General features: G+C 49.3%; 8 protein-coding genes. 5 read left to right on the top strand and 3 right to left on the bottom strand.

Features of this window, described 5'->3' with window-relative positions; translation table 11 throughout:
• Positions 1-153: 153 nt before the first annotated feature.
• Positions 154-1,284, bottom strand: coding sequence for a DUF6515 family protein (locus HQ865_RS21405; protein ID WP_173416861.1), 1,131 nt, complete (start codon positions 1,282-1,284; stop codon positions 154-156).
• Positions 1,285-1,620: 336 nt separating this feature from the next.
• Here HQ865_RS21405 and HQ865_RS21400 point away from each other — a divergent pair, with 336 nt between their 5' ends.
• Positions 1,621-2,808, top strand: coding sequence for a class I SAM-dependent rRNA methyltransferase (locus tag HQ865_RS21400; RefSeq protein WP_173416860.1), 1,188 nt, complete (start codon positions 1,621-1,623; stop codon positions 2,806-2,808).
• A 177-nt stretch (positions 2,809-2,985) separates the two neighbouring features.
• Entirely contained in the window at positions 2,986-3,993 is a 1,008-nt protein-coding gene (locus HQ865_RS21395) for a tetratricopeptide repeat protein (RefSeq protein WP_173416859.1), read from the top strand.
• Between the two features lie 290 nt (positions 3,994-4,283).
• Here HQ865_RS21395 and rplS read toward each other — a convergent pair whose 3' ends face one another.
• Together rplS and HQ865_RS21385 are read right to left on the bottom strand one after the other, a co-directional pair.
• Positions 4,284-4,631 carry a 50S ribosomal protein L19 gene (gene rplS / locus HQ865_RS21390; RefSeq protein WP_173416858.1) on the bottom strand — a complete coding sequence of 116 codons (348 nt, stop codon included), beginning with the start codon at positions 4,629-4,631 and terminating at the stop codon, positions 4,284-4,286.
• Between the two features lie 257 nt (positions 4,632-4,888).
• Complete coding sequence (locus HQ865_RS21385) at positions 4,889-7,753, bottom strand: glycosyl hydrolase 115 family protein (RefSeq protein ID WP_173416857.1); 2,865 nt, start codon at positions 7,751-7,753, stop codon at positions 4,889-4,891.
• Positions 7,754-7,918: 165 nt separating this feature from the next.
• Between HQ865_RS21385 and HQ865_RS21380 the strand changes: the two genes are divergently transcribed.
• The 3 genes from HQ865_RS21380 (at position 7,919) to HQ865_RS21370 (ending at position 19,604) form a co-directional block, all read left to right on the top strand.
• On the top strand, positions 7,919-8,782 hold the full coding sequence (locus tag HQ865_RS21380) for an NAD(P)-dependent oxidoreductase (RefSeq protein WP_202020412.1): 864 nt from the start codon (positions 7,919-7,921) through the stop codon (positions 8,780-8,782).
• Positions 8,783-9,029: 247 nt separating this feature from the next.
• A complete protein-coding gene (locus HQ865_RS21375) occupies positions 9,030-15,569 on the top strand; it encodes a polyketide synthase (protein ID WP_173416856.1) in 6,540 nt (2,179 codons plus the stop codon).
• A gap of 6 nt (positions 15,570-15,575) precedes the next feature.
• The gene (locus HQ865_RS21370) at positions 15,576-19,604 is read left to right on the top strand and encodes a non-ribosomal peptide synthetase (protein WP_173416855.1); all 4,029 of its coding nucleotides are present in this window, start codon (positions 15,576-15,578) and stop codon (positions 19,602-19,604) included.
• Positions 19,605-19,727: the final 123 nt, after the last annotated feature.

Here is a 19,727-nt window from a genome sequence, read left to right as displayed (position 1 = left end):
GTTGGCGATTTAAGTAAAGTTCCGGAATATAACAACGTGTGCCGAAGTTTGTTTTTGATTGTCTGAACCGGGATTAAATAAAAAGCGGGCAGCAACCGAAGTTGCCACCCGCCCATCAACAATCACCTTAAAAAAAATCTTACCTCACATTTATTAGTTGCCCGGTTGATCGTCTGGCGTACCGGCTACGCGGTACACTTTTCGGTTGCCGTCGCGGTCTTCCTGGTAGTAAACACCATCGGGAGACACGAAATATTTTTGACCATCTATTTTAACCGTGCTGCAATTTGGCGGTAGGCTATCAAACACATCGCCTATACGTATCGGCTGATCCTGGTCTTGCGGAGCAGGTGCGCCCTGGTCGTAAGTGCCGCCATCTTGTGGTGCAGAGCCTGCGGCTGTGGTCAGTTCGCCGTCCTTGCCGGCAATCTGGTAGCCGGTAGTGCCGTCGTCCTTGGTTACGGCCTGGTAGTAAACACCGTTCAACTCGTAATATTGCTCGCCGTCAATCATCAGCGATTTGGCACCGGCTGGCAACTGGTTCATGATAGCGCCCAGCGGCGGTTCAACAACGGTATAGTTGTTATCGTTATACTGATAGTAGTAACCATCGCTGTAGAAGTACTGGTAATCGCCCCAATAGAACGGGTAGTAGCCATAAGGCAACACACTTAAGTGGAAGCCGATGCGTGGCGCATAGTAACGGTTATAGAACGCGTAATGGCCATAAAACCTGTTGTACGAGTAGAACCTGCCATGATTGTAGCTTCCGTAAAAGCCACCGCGGTAACCTACACGCGGACCGGCATAGCTATATCCTTTTGAATATACACCGCCACGGCCACCGTATGAATAAGCCCTTGGTGCTACACTGTATCTGCCACCCACGCTGTATCCGCCACGGCTACCGATATCGGCACGGCCACGAATAGACGGCGATGAGTTTACCCTTGGCGATGAGTAACTGCCCTGCGGCCTTGAAAAGCCACCCTGAGGGCGTGAATAACTACCTTGCGGCCTCGAGAAACTTCCCCCGCCACGGCTGTAAGAACTGCTGCCCGGGCTTTGGAAACCACCGGAATGACCACCTGACAAGCCGCCGCGGCCACCTGAAAAGCCACCTGAGTGACCGCCCGAGAAACCGCCTCCGCCGTGAAAACCACCTCCACCGTGGGAACCCCCACCTCCACCGCCTCTGTGCTGTGCACTGGCCGAGAACGCTACCAGCAAACCAAACAGTCCGCTAAGGGCAGCACCTACAAAATATTTATACTTACTTTTCATGATCTTATATAATCGTTTTAGTCTGTTTAATGTAATAGACGCACAGAATTATAAACGGTTTAATGCCGATTAAATTATAGGTTAAAAGCAGACAGTTTGCTGACATTTGCCGTATGAAAATTGGTTGTTCTGGCAATGCGTCAGAATAATATTTGGCAATTAACGGATTTAACCACAGAGGACACGGATGGGGAATCACAGAGAACACAGAGGAGGGAACCTGGATTTTGCATGTTAATAGAATGTGTCTGGTCACTAAAATCTCTGTGACCTCTGTGAAACCTCCGTGTCCTCTGTGGTTAACTTCGAAGCTTACAATTAACTACCTTTGCACCCATGATAGATGTTATCTTAAAGAAGGGCAAGGAGAAGGCGGTACTACAGCGCCACCCCTGGGTTTTTTCGGGCGCGGTGGAAAACGTAAAGGGCAAACCCGCCAATGGCGACGTGGTGCGGCTTGCCGATGCTAAGGGCGCCTTTATGGCCTATGGTTTTTATAACGATCAGTCGCGTGTGGCGGTGCGTTTGCTGGAATGGGACGAAAGCGCCGGGATAAATGACGATTGGTTCCGTGCCCGCATTGTGCAGGCCGTAAAAAGCCGCGGACATATTTTAGCTGACGCGAACACCGATACCTGCCGCCTGATCTTCAGCGAGGCCGATTACCTGCCGGGATTGATCGTAGATAAATATGCCGATTACCTTTCGGTGCAGGTGCTTACATCTGGTATAGAAAACGTGATGCCGGTAATTATCGATGAACTGCAAAAGCAACTGAACCCTAAAGGCATTTTTGATAAAAGCGATACCACATCGCGCGCGCATGAGGGTTTAGGCGAATCGTACGGCGTATTGGCCGGCAGTCCGCCGCCCGATCTGGTGCAGGTGAAGGAGAACGGGGTTTTATATGATATCAACATCGCCGAAGGCCAAAAATCAGGATTCTATTGCGATCAGCGCGATAACCGCCGCATCCTGGCGGGATATGTAAAGGATAAAACCGTGCTCGATTGCTTTTGTTATACCGGCGGCTTCAGTCTGAATAGTTTGATGCAGGGTGCCGCTTCGGTTACCAGTGTAGATAGTTCGGCATTGGCTATTGAAACTTTGACCGGCAACATCACCCTCAATAAACTCGACGTGGCAAAGCATTATGCCGTAAAATCAGACGTGAACAGCCAGTTGCGAAAGTTCAGGGATGAGGGCGCTAAGTTTGATGTCATCGTATTAGACCCACCTAAATACGCGCCGTCGCGCTCGGCTTTAGACCGGGCATCGCGTGCTTATAAAGATCTGAACCGTTTAGCTATGCTGTTGCTGAACGATGGCGGCTTGCTGGCCACCTATTCTTGCTCGGGCGCTATGGATATGGAAACCTTTAAGCAGGTGCTGGCCTGGGCCGCGCTTGATGCCGGCAAGCAGGTACAATTCATTTACCAGTTTTGCCAGCCCGAGGATCACCCGGTAAGATCGTCGTTCCCGGAGGGGGAGTATTTGAAGGGGTTGTTGTGCCGGGTATGGTAATCGTGAATCTGCGTATGTGCAGATATGCAAATGAAGTTCCCTCCTTGGGGAGGGGTGTGCAGGAATAGCGCGACGGCAGGGAGGGGTTTCTGCTGTTTGAAATAACGAACAAACCCCTCCCTGCCACAACACAAAGCATCGCGCCCCTCCCTTGGGAGGGAACTAAAAAATAATACCATGAAAAACGTATTTAAAACACTCATCATCATCCTACTATCGGCCAAAGCAGCCATCGCCCAAAATCCCGATGCCAAATCGCTGGTGCGCGAAGGCATCGACCTGAACAACCAAAAGAACTACGCCGGCGCGATTGAAAAATATAAGGCAGCATTGGCCATAGATGCCGACTATGCGCCAGGCAACTATCAAATGGCATTTTCGCTGAATGCTATGGGCAAAGGGCTTGATGGTATACCCTACCTGCAAAAAGTCTTCAGCTCTACAACCGCTTCCACCAATCTCATCAGCGGAGCGTACGATCTGGCCGGTAGTATTTACGATCTGAACAAGCAATCGCAAAAGGCTATTGAAAATTACCAGGCAGGGATAAAGGCTAATCCAACTTATCAGCCGCTACGTTATAACCTGGCCTTAGCTTATTTTCGCGGTCGGCAATATGCAGATGCGGAGAGCGCAGCTATCGAGGCCATAAAACTCGACCCGAAGTATGCAAGTACTATGCGCTTGTATGCGCTGGTTACCTTTCATCAAAATAAACGTGCAGAAGCTTTGTTGGGATTTTGCCAATTTCTTGCATTGGAGCCGAACACCGCCCGCAGTGCCGAAGCTTACGGAAACATCCAGCATATTTTGCAGGGCGGTGCGCTAAAACCCGAACCAGGACAAAAGACCGATCCGTTTGTTGCCAAATTAGCCGCAGTACAAAATGCGGTAATTACTAAAGCGCTTGCGCCATTCGCTAAAAGAAGATATGCTTCAGCCGGCGATTTGCTCACCGCACAGTTGAATGCCATTTTTAACGCATTGGGTACAATGCCGCGCGATAAGGAATATTACTGGTACCGTTTGGCCGATTATTTTAACAAGCTTTCACAATCGCCCAATATGCCGGCCTTTGCAAGGCTGGTAAGTTTAAGCACACCCGAAAGCGCCAAATGGGCGAAGGACCACGTGCAACAAATAACCGATCTGGATAACTGGCTGAAGGAAAATAAGCCTGAATAGTTTAATATTAGATATTAGAGGAGCCTGTGAGGACACAGGCTCCGGATAATTTTCCACGTAGTCTGTGTCCTCACATACCACTATCCGTTGTGGTAATAGTCGCAAAATCAAGATCGTCATCCCGAACTTGTTTCGGGATCCCATTTGCATAGGTTAAACATAGCGTGACGGGGTGCTGAAACAAGTTTAGCATGACGAGATGTAATTGCGAAGCCAACGCAAAAAAGCCACTTCCTTTAACAGAAAGTGGCTTTTATATTTAAGCCGCTCTTTTTACAGAGGGCGTATAATTATACTCTTTTCGATTTGATACGGGCAGCTTTACCAGTCAGTTCGCGCAGGTAGAACAGTTTAGAACGACGAACCTTACCAACACTGTTAACGTCGATCTTGTCGATGTTTGGAGAGTTGATAGGGAAAATACGCTCAACACCTACACCGTTTGATACTTTACGCACGGTAAATGTTTCGCTAACGCCAACGCTGTTGCGTTGGATAACTACACCCTGGTAAACCTGGATACGCTCCTTGTTACCTTCCCTGATTTTGTAGTGTACACTAACGGTGTCACCAGCTTTAAATACAGGAACCTTTTTTATTTCTACTGATTGTTCTTCAACAAATTTTACTAAATCCATGATTTTTAGCTCTTAAATGCGATTTTTAACCCGTAAAAATCGGACTGCAATATTAGTGATATTATTTTAAAATAAAAAGTGGTTTTTTAAAATTTCCACATTTCGCTTTTTTATCCACAAAACGGGTTAAGAGGATAAGTTTTTAGCGGGCACAAATATATGCCTTTTTATGCAGATTTCATTGATTGATACGGCTTTATATACGCCCTGATCAAAAAAATGTCATACCGAACTTGTTTCGGCACGACGATTAGGTTTTATCTCGCCCTCGTTTCCGTTAACACGCCATAACCCGGCCTCAATCCTCCCAAATCAATTACCATCCTGTCCAACACCACACCCGGATCTATCATATAAATATGTATAGTATGCTTGCCCGTGCTTAGTACCGGCACCTTTACCGATCGTACGGCCGAGTTACTCAATACGTTTTGCTTCCACTCTTCGGTGCGGCCAACGGTTTTAAAATCAAGCATGGTGGCGGGGCCATCATCAATACTCACCGCGTAGCGCATACTGAAGTTATTATTAAGGGGCAACGTAGGCAGGGTATAAAGTTTTACTTCGGCTGGCGATGAGGAGGTGGTATAAAAGCTGTAGCTTAACGCGGCTTGTTGTTTGATCTCGGTATCGGCAGGGTCTTTTTTCATGCCGCCATCTACCTTAACCGGGTTGGCCTGTAAAACAGTATCAGTTTTACCCAGTCCCATAATCGGCATCCAGGAGTTGCCATTTTTGCCCTCGTTATGATCGAAGTGCTTGGCGTAGATAGATACATAGCCATCGTGCTCGATAAAACCAGTGTATCCTTTGGGGGCGTGTTCTGTTGTAACCGCTACCGAATAGCTTTTGCTCCCGCTTTTTATGGTGATGGCACCATCGGCGGTACCGGCGGGAAGCTTAGCGTTATTAATGCTTATCCATAAGCGTTGCTCGGTTTTACCTTTGGTTTGCAGAGTGCCGCTTTGCTGCGATACGTTTATCCAGGGCGCCGATGTCTGTACGGTATAATTCACAGCTGTATCCCGACATAGAAACAGGTCGATGAAGTGTTTATCGCCATCGGCAAAAGCAGGCAGCGATAATTTAGCATCATTTAATGTCGCCCCTTCGGGTTGTACCTGCCAGGCTATGGTGCTTTTGGTCATTTCGTATTTCAGATCGGGAGCGGCATAAACAGGCAGGTTACGTGGTTGCGCCATTATGATATTGGCCCATTTGCCGCCCGCCATTTTAGTGTTATAGTATTTGGTTTCCTCGATAATGCTTTGATAGGATGCCCGTGATAAAGAATCATAAAGTTGGGTGCTTAACCTGCCCTGCTGCGCGTAACGGTAAGCCTTATCGCGATACAGGAATTTCTTATTCATCAGCGCGGTACCTGTTACCGGGTAATAAACCAGTTGATAAAAGGCATCCTTCCGTGCCGGACTGATATTTTGCCATAGCGTTTTGGCCTGCTGTTGCAAATTGTTGTAGGCATCTATCCGCTGCTGGCCCTGGTCGCCGTAGTAAAAATGATTATAGTCGCTTAGTTTGGTGGGCGTGGTCGGTTCGGTTTGGCTCCAACCCATAAACTCGGGCTTGCGTTCAAATGCCAACTGATAGTATCTCCATAGCACATCGCTTATTTTGCCGGCGTCCTTACTGCTTAGATTATTGCTCACCCAATTTTGCAGGTGGGTTTTGGTATAGGCGCTGTTTTTAAATGGCTTTATGTTATAGGCCATATCTAAAAAAAACTGGATATCGTACTCAGCCGGTTTAATATCGCCTACGTTAACCACCCATAGGTTGCGGGCCTGCATATCGTAAGCCTTCATCATTTCCTCGCGTATCAAACCCGGACTGGTAGAGCACAGCCAGATATAATCGTGCGGGCGGCCCCAGTACGATACGTGGTAGTAAACGCCCGATCCGCCCGGACGTTCGCTTTCCTGCTTGTTATCCAATCGCTGGATGTAGCCATAATTATCATCGGGCCAAACCAGCGTAACATCTTCGGGAACCTTCAGGCCGCCATCGTATACTTCCAGCACCTCTTTATAAGGTGTAAAAACCTGCGGTACTTTATTAATATCGGGGTTAACATACTTTTTCAGCATATCGCGCTGCGCCACAAAAATGCGCTCCAGTAGTGGTACGGTCTCTTTAACGGTCTTCACTCCCTCTATACCACTATCGTGCACGCCGCGCATGCCTATGGTGTAAATGCCATTGATATGGCTGCTTTCTTTCACGCGGCTTTCCCAATAATCATCTACCTTTTGCTGGTTGGTGAGGTAGTTGAAGTTACCCATAGTCTTCTCGTTCCACTCGCTTACGTTATTGCGCAGCATCGGTTCGGCGTGCGATGAGCCAATGACGATCTGGTAATCCTCAGCCACTTTAATGTTGCCGGGATAGTGATAGAAAGCTTTGGTGCTTGGGTGCATGGCTGGCCATATCAGGTTCGCTTTCAGGCGCAGTAGCAATTCAAATACTTTGGCGTAGGTCTTCGGGCCGATGTCTTTGGTCTCGGGTTCCAGCGTTTTGGCTGCCCAGGGTTGTAGGCCCCAATCTTCGTCATTTATAAAGATCCCACGGAATTTTACCGATGGCGGCTCGGAGGTATAGGTTGCCGGCGATAGGTACAGCGCATCGTGGTGCTCAGCTGTAACATCAGCCCACCAATAGAAAGGTTGTATACCAATGGTTTTAGATAATTCAAATAGCCCATAAGCTGTTCCGCGCTGGTCGCTCCCAACTATAACCAAAGCCTGCGGTACATTTTTAAAAGGCGCTTTTACAAGGACAATGCTATAGGTTTCCCACTTGCCTTTTACCTGCGTTACATTCAGCTTGCCGTTCTTTATCAGCTCATCTATCAAAGCCGAATGACCGATGGTGCCGGCTATCAGCATCGGTTTAGCGCTGCTGATGGTATGAATTACCGCCGCCTGCTTGCCGGTAACATTTTTAATATCATCGACAAAACATTGCGCGGCAATTTGCACCACCTTATTATCGGCCGTATCTGTTACTATATTTACGGCAGTTTTGCTATCGGCCAAAGTAAAATATCCCGCAGTTGGGGTATAGCTTACCTTTAACGCCAGGGGTTTAGGCTGACAAAAACCCATTAAGTATGATCCTGTTACTAATAGCAGGCACGATGTAATAATTTTAGGCAGTCGATTATTGCTGATAGCTGGCTGACGCATGATCTGACATATTGAATAAAACCATCTATAAAGGCAGATGGCATAACGGTTTATAAACAGTTTTAAAAGTATAAAAATTAAAATATGAACAATATTAAAGTAGGATGGTGCGGGATAGGTAACATGGGCGTCCCCATGATCAAAAATTTGATGAAAGCCGGGTTCACCGTTACCGCCTGGAACCGTACCCGCCAAAAAGCCGAAGCGCTGCAACAGGAAACAGGCACTGGCCTAGCCGATACACCCGCGCAATTGGTGGCTGAGAACGACTTTATTATCACCATGCTATCCGATGATGCTGCGGTTACCGAAGTTTTCACCGGGGCTGATGGCATCCTTTCAGCAGATAGCGGCCGGGATGTTTTGATGATAGATATGAGCACCGTATCGCCGGAGACCAGTCAGAAATTGGCTGCGCTTTGTGCCGGTAAAGGCCTGGGGTATATGGATGCCCCTGTATCAGGCAGCGTAAAACCGGCCGAGGATGCCCAGCTGATCATTATGGCCGGCGGCAAAAAAGCCGACTTTGAAAAGGCGCAGCCCCTGTTCAATGCCATGGGCAAGCAGTCGATATTATTAGGTGATACCGGGGCGGGCAACAAAGCCAAACTGGCCATTAATTTGTTTTTAGCCATTGTGGTACAGGGTTTTACCGAATCGGTATTATTCGCGCAGCAAAACGGAATAGATACGGCTACTTTCCTTGATATCGTTAATAACGGCGCGGTGGGCAGCGGCATCACCAAACTAAAATCGGCCGCTATTTTGAACGATAATTACAAGGCGGCATTCGCCTTAAAGCATTTGGCCAAGGATCTGCGACTGGCCGGCGAACAAGGCATGCATCTGCCGGCAGGGTCGGCGGTGCTAAATACCTATCAGCAAGCTGTTGATGGTTTTGGCGATGAAGATATGATCGCTATTATTAAACAACTCGCGAAAATGTGATCCCCGTAGAGCCACAAATAGGTGGCTCTACATAAGATATTGTCCTAAAAATTGCCGGGAGTAACCAACCTTTTGGCAATTGATTTAACTATTGCGCATCGATAAGAAAGCCGCTGTTAAATTCTTAATTATTCGTTATTTGTGTGAGAATTTTTACTATTCGCATTGAAACTTTCATTGAAAAAACAATAATTTTAAGCGAAAACTAAAATCACATACTTGCGGTAAAACCTACCGGAATATTATAATGGGGCTACAAAAACTATTTGAACAGCAGAGTAACCGGAATGCTGATGCGATAGCTATTGTGCATGGAGATGAAAGGGTAACCTACCAGCAACTCAGCAACAGCGTAAATGCTTTTGCCCGGCTTGTTTCTGCTCATACCTCTACGGCAGAAATAGTGGGCGTAAGCGCATCACGGTCATTACACACTATTGTCAGCATTTTGGCGCTGATGCAGGCGGGTAAAACTTATTTGCCGCTCGATTCGTCGTACCCGGCGGAGCGCCTGAAAAGTATTATCGACGATTCGGGTATCGATACATGCCTTTGCGAACCACACGAACACGGCTTTTTTTCGTCGTTAGGGCTTAAACCCCTGTCAACTAATACTGTATACGATGAAAGCCTGAATAAGGTTACGCCTACAGATAAACAAGGTTACGTATTGTACACTTCCGGCTCTACCGGGAAACCCAAAGGAGTGCAGATGGGTAGCGCTGCGCTGCTGAACCTGCTGCAATGGCAGCAAAAAAACTCGGCATCCAATGTTGGCTTTAATACCCTGCAATACGCGCCCTTAACTTTCGATGTTTCCTTCCAGGAGATCTTCGCTACGCTGACCACCGGCGGTACGCTATTCCTGATATCCGACGAGGTAAGACTTGATCCCAATGAATTAATAAGATTCATCGACCATAAACAGATCAACCGCCTGTTCTTGCCCTTTGTGGCTTTACAGTATCTGGCCGAAGCCGCCGACAGCTATATGCTCAGCAATTTGCAGCTGAAAGAGGTAATGACCGCGGGCGAGCAATTAAAGATCACCCCGCAGATCGTTAAGTTGTTCTCGACCCTGCCGGGATGCAAACTATTCAACCAATACGGCCCTACGGAAAGCCACGTGGTTACCCAGTTGGAATTAAGCGGCGACCCGCAGCAATGGCCTGCTTTGCCAACTATCGGGATCCCGATAGATAACACAGAGATGTTAATACTGGACGACCAGCTATCGCCTGTAAAAGATGGCCAAAGCGGTGAACTCTACATCAGCGGCATTTGCCTTGCCGATGGCTACCTGAACCGCCCCGACCTGACCGCCGAGCGTTTCATCAACTGGCAGCACAACGGCCAAACTAAACGCATTTATAAAAGCGGCGATGTAGCCCGCCTGCTGCCCGATAACAATATCGAATACCTGGGCCGTGCCGATACACAGGTAAAGATCCGTGGTAACCGGGTGGAACCTGCCGAAATAGAAGTATTGCTTAACCAGGCACCCGGCATACAACAGGCCGCCGTGGTAGCTAAAGAATACGCGGGCGGTAACAAACGCCTTATCGCCTACCTGATATCTAACACCAACGAAGATACCGCTGCCACTAAACATTACATTGCCGAAAAAGTGCCCGATTACATGGTGCCATCGGCATTTATATGGGTAAAAGATTTCCCCAAGACCAGCAGCGGCAAGATAGATCGCAACGCCCTGCCCAACCCGGTACTGCAACGCCCCGAAAGCGCAGGCTTATACCGCGCCGCCAGCACTATCACCCAAAAACGTTTAGCTACACTTTGGGCTGATATGCTAACTATGGATGAGGTGGGCATAGACGATAACTTTTTTGATCTGGGTGGTAACTCACTGCTGGCTATCAATACCGCCACACAGTTGCGTTCGGCATTCAATATCGCACTGCCGGTAACCAAAATTTACCAGTATCCCACTATCAGCGGTATTGCGGCTTATATTGATGGTTCGGGCGAACAAGAAGTTCGCATCGCATCCAACAAAAAACAAACTACCGGCGGCGATATTGCCGTGATAGCTATGGCCGGTAAATGGCCGGGCGCGAATGATGTCAATGCGTTTTGGGATATCCTGAAGAACGGGCAGGAAACCGTCAGCTTTTTTAGCGATGAGGAACTTGACCCTAATATCCCAGCCGAATTAAAAAGCAATGCCGCCTACGTAAAAGCCCGCGGCGTGCTGCAAAACCCGGCCGCATTTGATGCCGGTTTCTTTAACATCGCCCCACTGCTGGCCCAAATGATGGACCCGCAGCAGCGCATATTTTTAGAGATAGCCTGGGAGGCGTTGGAGGCATCGGGTTATCAACCGCAAAATTATAATGGGCTGGTTGGCGTATATGCCGGCAGCAACAACAATACTTATTACTACAATAACGTACTCACCAACCCCGCGCAGGTAGAGCAAGCCGGGGCATTCAACGTGATGACGCTGAACGAGAAAGATTATATAGCCACCCGCACCGCTTACGAGTTGAACCTGAAAGGCCCGGCCGTGAGTGTTTATTCGGCCTGCTCTACATCTTTACTGGCCATTGCCCAGGCAGTAGACGCATTACGCAACGGGCAATGCGATATGGCTTTGGCGGGCGGTGCTACCGTTACCGCCCCGGTAAAAAGTGGCCACCTGTACCAGGAGGGCGCTATGCTAAGTGCCGATGGCCATACCCGCACCTTTGATGCATCGGCCACGGGAACCGTATTTAGCGATGGCGCGGGTGTGGTATTACTGAAACCTTTAAGTGCCGCTAAACAGGATGGCGATACTATTTACGCCGTGATAAAAGGCAAAGGCGTTAACAACGATGGCCACAGCAAAGGCAGCTTTACCGCACCAAGCGCGGGCGGCCAAGCCGGAGCCATCGCATCGGCCCTGCACGATGGGGGTATTGATGCCGCCAACGTTGGTTATGTAGAAGCCCATGGCACCGCCACCCCCTTGGGCGACCCGATAGAGATAGACGGCCTGAAGCTGGCTTTCGGCCAGCAAACTGCAAAACAATACTGCGCCATTGGTTCGGTAAAAAGCAATATGGGGCACTTAACGGCTGCCTCGGGCGTAACGGGTTTTATCAAAACAGCACTTTCGTTACACCATCGCCAACTGGTACCTTCGTTGTTTTACAATAAGCCTAACCCGGCCATCGGTTTTGAGGATTCACCGTTTTACGTGAACAGCAGTTTAAAACCCTGGGATAGCGCCACCACCCGCACTGCCGGTGTAAGTTCGTTCGGTGTGGGGGGCACCAATGTGCACGTGGTATTGCAGGAGTTTGAAAATATCATATCAGAGTCGTGCCCGTCGCGCCCGGTGCAATTATTTACGTGGTCGGCCAAAACGCAAAGCAGCGTAGAAAGCTATGCGCTTAAACTTGCTGATCACCCTATAAGTAATTTATCGGATACCGCCTACACCCTCAACACTGCCCGTGCCGAATTTAACAGCCGCCGTTTTGAAGTAGCAACCACCGCTGGTGAGTTACAGGATAAACTGCGCGATACCCGGTCGCTGCGCCAAAAAACGCTGAAAGAAAAGGCTACCGAGGTCGTATTCCTGTTCCCGGGGCAGGGTTCGCAATACGCGGGCATGGGTAAGGATCTTTACCGGAACAAACCTGTGTTTGCCGATGCCGTGAACGAATGCGCTGCCATCATCAAAACCTATACCGGCACCGATGTGCGGGACTTGATCTATGGCGATGATGCTAAGGATAAACTTACACAAGGCATCAATATACAGCCTGCCATCTTCACCATCGAATATGCTTTGGCTAAATTATGGATGAATTGGGGCATACAGCCCACCGCCTTTTTAGGTCATAGCCTGGGCGAGTTTGCTGCCGCGCATCTTTCGGGCATCATGAGTTTGGATGATGTACTGCAATTGCTATGCGCCCGTGCAAAAATGATAAGCGAACTGCTTGCTGGTAAAATGCTGGCCGTACGTGCAACGGTAGAAGTTTTACAAGGCATCCTGCCGAAAGAGGTTTCTATCGCTACAAAAAATAGCCCTAACCTTAATGTAGTATCCGGTACGCCTGAGGCTGTTGAGGCGTTCGCGCAATTGCTTTCGGAAAAAGGTATTGCCGCTATGCCGATCAATACCAGTAATGCTATGCATTCGGCCATGGTAGATAGTATCATCGAACCATTTACCCAGCTTGTCGCCAAGGTAAAATTATCGGCGCCGCGTATCCCGGTCATCTCATCTATGACGGGTAAATGGCTTAGCGAAGCCGAAGCTACCAGCCCGGCCTACTGGTCGCGCCAAATGCGTGAACCGGTGGAGTTTGTAGAAGCCATAAAAACCGCAAATGATGAACCTAACCGCGTATTGCTGGAATGTGGCCCGGGAAATATCCTGGCCAACTTAGCCAAAGGACAGGTTGATAAAACTAAGGAACAGCTGATACTTCCGGGTATCGTTGAAAATAACACATCCGACTATAACGGTATCCTAAACAGTTTGGGCTACTTATGGCTTAACGGTTTAGAACCCGACTGGCAAGCCTTTTACACAGGCGAGACCCGCAACAAGGTCGCCCTGCCATCGTATGCCTTCGACCATAAGGATCACTGGATACAACCCGGAAAAATATTGACCACTACGGTTAGCGCTAACGGCGTAGCCGCACCTATATCACCAATTACCACTACCCCGATAAACACTCCACCTCCAATGCCGAGAAAAGAACTATTATCGAACAAGATCAGGGAAATTTTCGAAGCCGCCTCGGGTATCGATATGGCCGCTGTGCCTGTGAACATGAGTTTTGCCGAAGCCGGTTTCGACTCGTTGTTGCTAACGCAGATAGCCCAAAACCTGAAAAAAGAATTTGGCGTACCCATCACTTTCCGCAAACTGTATGAACAATACGAAAATGTAGAATTGTTGGCGGCTTTTTTTGACGAGAACCTGCCTGCATCGGCCTACCAGGCCCCGGCAGCGCCTGCTCCAATTGCCACAGCCGTTAACGACGCGGTAAACTACGGCGACCAGACCCAGCTGGGCCTTATCGCGCAGCAAGTGCAGTTATTATCGCAACAGATATCGCTATTACAAGGTGGTGCGCCTACCCCTCAGCAAGCTATACCGCAACAACCGGTAATGTCATCGGCAGCACCAAAAACAACTTACAAGCTGGATGCCGACCTTACGCCAGAAGAAATGGTGGAGGTGAAAAAACCTTTCGGCGCTACGGCAAGGATAGACAGGCAATCGACAGAACTATCGGATCAGCAAAAGAAATTTATAGCCGACCTGACCAAAAACTACAACGACCGCACCAAAAGCAGTAAAGAATACACCCAAAAGCACCGCGAAGGCATGGCGGATCCGCGGGTGGTATCCGGCTTCCGCCCGTTGACCAAAGAGGTGGTTTACCCGCTGGTGGTCAATAAATCCAAAGGCAGTCGTGTATGGGATATCGACGGTAACGAATACGTGGATGCCCTGAACGGTTTCGGCTCCAACTTCCTGGGTTATAACCCCGATTTTCTGAAGAAGGTATTCCAGCAGCAAATAGAGGCTGGTTTTGAGATAGGTCCGCAGCACATTTTGGCGGGCGATGTTTGCCAGCTGATCAACGAGTTTACCGGGTTCGAGCGTTCGGCGCTTTGCAATACCGGGTCTGAAGCGGTACTGGGCGCTATGCGTATGGCACGTACGGTAACAGGGCGCTCGCTTATCGTGGCCTTTGCAGGATCGTACCATGGCATTATTGATGAGGTGATTGTTCGCGGCAGCAAAAAATTGAAGACCATCCCAGCCGCCCCCGGCATTTTGCCCGAGGCAGTACAAAATATGTTGATACTGGATTACGGCACCGACGAATCGCTGGCCATCATTAAACAGCGCGCGCACGAGATCGCCGCTGTAATGGTAGAACCGGTGCAAAGCCGCCGACCTGAATATCAGCCCATAGAATTTTTGAAACAACTAAGGCAGATCACCAAAGATGCCGATGTAGCGCTGATATTTGATGAGGTGATAACCGGCTTCCGTATGCACCCGCGTGGCGCGCAGGGTTTGTTCGGTATCAAAGCCGATATTGGTACCTATGGTAAGGTGATAGGCGGCGGTATGCCGATAGGCGTTATAGCAGGCATCCCGCAATATATGGATGCGCTTGATGGCGGTGGCAAATGGCAATACGGCGATGCATCTGTTCCTGAAGCAGGTGTTACCTATTTTGCCGGTACTTTTGTGCGCCATCCGCTGGCTTTGGCCGGTGCCAATGCCGTGCTGAATTATCTGAAAGAACAAGGCCCGGGCCTGCAAGAACGCTTAACAGGCATGGCCAAGAATCTGGCCGACCGATTGAACGAGATCTGCAAAAAGCACGAGCTGCCGGTCTATATTGCACAGTTCGGTTCGTTATGGAAGATCAAGTTCACGTTCGAGATGCCTTTCGGCGAGTTGCTGTTCACCCTGATGCGGTTGAAAGGGATACATATTTGGGATATTTTCCCTTGCTTCCTTACCGCGGCGCATACCATGGAAGATGTAGATACTATCGTAGCTAAATTTAACGAGAGTGTGGAAGATATGGTGGCCGGCGGCTTTTTTAACGCGGATACCGCCATCCGCAAGCCCGAAGATAAAACGGAAATTAAAGCTGAAAGCAAGCTAAGCGCCTTTAATAAAGCCCCTGTGCCGGATGCTAAACTGGGCCGCGATAAAGAGGGCAATCCCGCCTGGTTCGTGCCCGATAAAAACAATCCCGGTAAATATTTGCAGGTTCAAAACAACTAATAAACAGTGGATACTACTAACCAAACCTATCATCTTTCCCCTGTTGATTTTGACCCATTTGCCGGGCCGGAACTGTTATTAATTGCACCGTCTACCGAACCGCAGATAGAAATATGGCTATCGTGCAAATTTGGCGGCGCCGAGGCCAGTTGCGCCTATAACGAAAGTTTTGCCCTTAATCTGCAGGGCAAGCTGGATGCGGATGCGCTGAAACGGGCCATCGAATCGCTGGTGAACCGCCACGAGGCTTTGCGCAGCACCTTTAGTCCTAATGGCGCTAAGATGTGCATTTACAGTTACCTGCAGCCCGATCTGAATTTCGACGACCTGTCGGACAAGGCAGAAGTTTACCGCAGGCATTTGATAGATGAATATGTGGCGCAGAACATGCAGCAACAGTTCGACCTGGTGAACGGGCCGCTGATGCGTGTAAAGATATTTAAACTGGCCGCCGACCAGCACCAGCTGATACTGACGCTGCACCATATTATTTGCGATGGCTGGTCGTTCGGGGTGATCTTGCAGGAGTTGGGGCAATTCTATTCGGCTTATGCTGCCGATAAGGTGCCCGATCTGCCCGTAGCACCAAAGTATAGCCAATACGCTGTAGAACAAGCCGACTTTACCGCCGCGCCCGATTACAAAGAGACCGAACAATTTTGGCTGAACAAATATAAAGGCAATGTACCCGTAACGGATATGCCGGTAGATCACCCGCGCCCCGAGATACGCGCCTTTGCCAGCAAGCATTATAAACACAGCCTTGATGAAAGTCTTACCGCTGCCATTAAAAAACTGGCCGTCAAGTCGGGAAATAGTTTAATTACCACCCTGCTGGTGGCTTTTGAAGTTTGGCTGCAAAACACCACCGGCCAACGCGATGTGGTAGTAGGCGTTCCTGCCGCCGGGCAAACCGCCATTGGCGAGGTAGGCCTGGTAGGCCACTGCGTTAACCTGCTACCTGTAAAAAGTACGGTTGATGGTGAAAGTACTTTCCTGCAATACCTGAAAGGCCGCCGGTCGGAGATACTGGATGCTTATGATCACCAGATGATCACGTTCGGTACGTTATTGAAAAAGTTGAATATCGGCCGTGACCCATCGCGGGTACCACTGGTGCCTGTAGTTTTCAACAGCGATATGGGGATGGATATGGGCATCAACTTCCATAACCTTACGCACCAGCTGGTTGCCGAACCACGCAGGTTCGAGAATTTCGAGATCTTTATCAACGTGAACGATATCGGTTCGGGCCTGCACATGGATTGGTCATACAATGCCGGGCTGTTCGGTGCATCTTCCATCGAGGCGATGATGCTGGGTTTCGAAAGCCTATTGCAAAAAGTTACCGCCGAACCGGAGCTACTGATCAAAACCCTTTCGGGTGTAGAAGAAGCAACGGCCGACCTGTCGCTTTCCGAACTGAATAATACCGCCGCGGCCTATCCACGCGAGAAACCGCTGCATCAGCTCATCAGCGATATCGCTAAGCAATATCCAACCAATACCGCTGTAAAATTTGGCGAACGTGTGATATCCTACCGCGAGTTAGACCGGGCATCTAACCGATTGGCCGCCTTACTGATGAGCACCCACGTGCTAAAAGGCGATCTGGTGGCATTGGCGGTCGACCGTTCTGCAGAGATGGTGATCGCCCTGTTGGCGATACTTAAGGCGGGCGCAGCCTATCTACCTATCGACCCCGAATACCCTGTTGAGCGCGTAAAATATATCTTGAACGATGCGTCGGTAAAGGTGTTGATCACATCCGAAAATTATAAAGGACACTTTGAGACCGAAGCCCAGGAACTGTTGATAGAGGATGCTATGATAGCCAGCAGTGAGTACCCGGATACGCCGGTAGCTTTAGAGGTGCATGGCACCGATCTGGCTTATGTGCTGTATACATCGGGATCTACCGGTCACCCTAAAGGTGTGCAGATAGCCCACTACAACCTGGTGAACTTTTTGGTAAGCATGCAGCGCGAACCGGGCATGAAAGCCGGCGATAAACTGCTGGCCGTAACTACCGTATCGTTCGATATCGCAGGACTGGAACTGTACTTGCCGCTAATCACCGGGGCTTGCGTTTACATTTTAGATGCTGATAGCGCCAGGGATGGCCGTGTGCTGCTGCAGCTCATCCGCCAGGAGCAAATTACGGTGATGCAGGCCACGCCTTATACCTGGAAGATCATGCTGGAATCGGGCTGGAACGAGAAACTGCCGCTGAAGATACTTTGCGGTGGCGAAGCCCTGCCTAAAGACCTGGCCCTGAAACTGCTTGAAAAATGCAGTGAATTATGGAACATGTACGGCCCAACGGAGACCACCATTTGGTCGACCGTTAAAAAGGTAAGCGCCGCCGACCAGATCATTACCATTGGTAAACCGATAGCCAATACCCAGGTTTATATTTTAGATGATAACCTGAAGCAAGTATCGCCTGGGTCAACCGGCGAGATCTACATCGGTGGTGATGGTGTTGCCCCCGGCTATTTTAACCGCAGTGAGCTGACCGCCGAGCGCTTTATCCTCGACCCATTTGCCACCACGGCATCAGGCAAAATATACCGTACCGGCGATAATGGCCGTATACTCAACAGCGGCGAGATACAATGCCTCGGCCGTGTGGATCACCAGGTGAAGATACGCGGTTACCGTATCGAGACCGGCGAGGTGGCTTTTCATGTCAATCGCCTAAAGCATGTTAAGGATTCGGTAGTGGTTGCGCGGCCCGACCCATCAAACAATATCAACCTGGTAGCTTATGTGGTTACCCGCCAAAAATTGACCACTGACACCGGCTTGCAAATAAAAGATTGGCGCGATGAACTGAAAAAGGTATTGCTGGATTATATGGTACCGCAATACATCATGGTATTGGATGAATTTCCGCTTACGCCTAATGGCAAAATAGATACCAATGCCCTGCCCGAGCCGGATTATACCCAAAACAGGGCAGCCTACGTACCGCCGCGCACCAGTATAGAGCAGCAGGTGGCCGAGATATGGAAGAAGTACCTGAACATAGATAAGATAAGCATCTACGACGACTTTTTTGAACTGGGCGGGCACTCATTAACAGCAGTTGAGATCATGACCGCCTTAGAAAAGGAGACCGGCAAGAACCTGCCGCTGGCGAGTTTGTTCAGTCACTCAACTGTAGAGAAACTGGCTTTGTTGCTCAAGATGGACGGTAAATCGGTTACGTGGGATTCGCTGGTGCCGATAAAACCTTTGGGCGATAAGATGCCGCTGTACATTGTTCACGGTGCGGGCCTGAATGTATTGCTTTTCAATACGCTGGCCATGAATATGGATGCAAACCAGCCTGTTTACGGCCTGCAAGCTTACGGCATGAACGGCATAGACGAGCCGCACCGCCGCATGGAAGATATTGCCGGGCACTACGTGGCCGAGATCATCGCCCAGAACCCGGTAGGGCCGTATGCGCTGGCGGGCTATTCGTTCGGGGGTATCATTGCTTATGAAATGGCGCGCCAACTGGATGCTATGGGCAAAGAGGTGAAGATGCTGGCCATGTTCGATACCTATGCTTACCGGTCGGACTATTTTGATGCGCCGCTTAAAAAATGGTTCAACCGCATTTGGTTCCTTATTAAACAATTGATGCACTCGGTAGTGCTACTGATGCAAAACCCCAAGGAAACGTATACCTATAAAAAGGAGATGCTGAAACGCCGCGTTATTCGCAAGTATTGGGATATGCGTTACGGTAAAGAGCAAAAGCAAGAGGGCTTTTTTGGCTACGCCAACAAGATAGACGTAGCTAATGAAGAAGCCGAACGGAACTACAGCATGAAGCCTTATCCTATAGCTGTAGAGATCTTCCGCGCGCAGAAGCATACCTTTTACATGGACGATTTTAAATACCTGGGCTGGAAACCCTACGCGCTGAAAGGTGTACATGTGCACGATATCCCCGGCGAGCATAACAAGATCTTTGCACCACCAAATGATAAGGTGTTCGCGAGGATATTGCAGGAGTGTTTGAATAAGGCGCAGGAGTAAGCCCTCATATATAAACAACTTGTCATTGCGAGCGATAGCGGGGCAATCTCGTAGTTAGTTTACACGCGACGAGATTGCCACGTCGCCCCATTTCACAGCCCCCCCCACCTGCTCCTCGCAATG

It is taken from the genome of Mucilaginibacter mali (genome assembly GCF_013283875.1).
Lineage (GTDB): Bacteria > Bacteroidota > Bacteroidia > Sphingobacteriales > Sphingobacteriaceae > Mucilaginibacter > Mucilaginibacter mali.
Note: the sequence above shows the minus strand (reverse complement) of the source record. Positions and strands in the feature narration are given on the sequence as shown.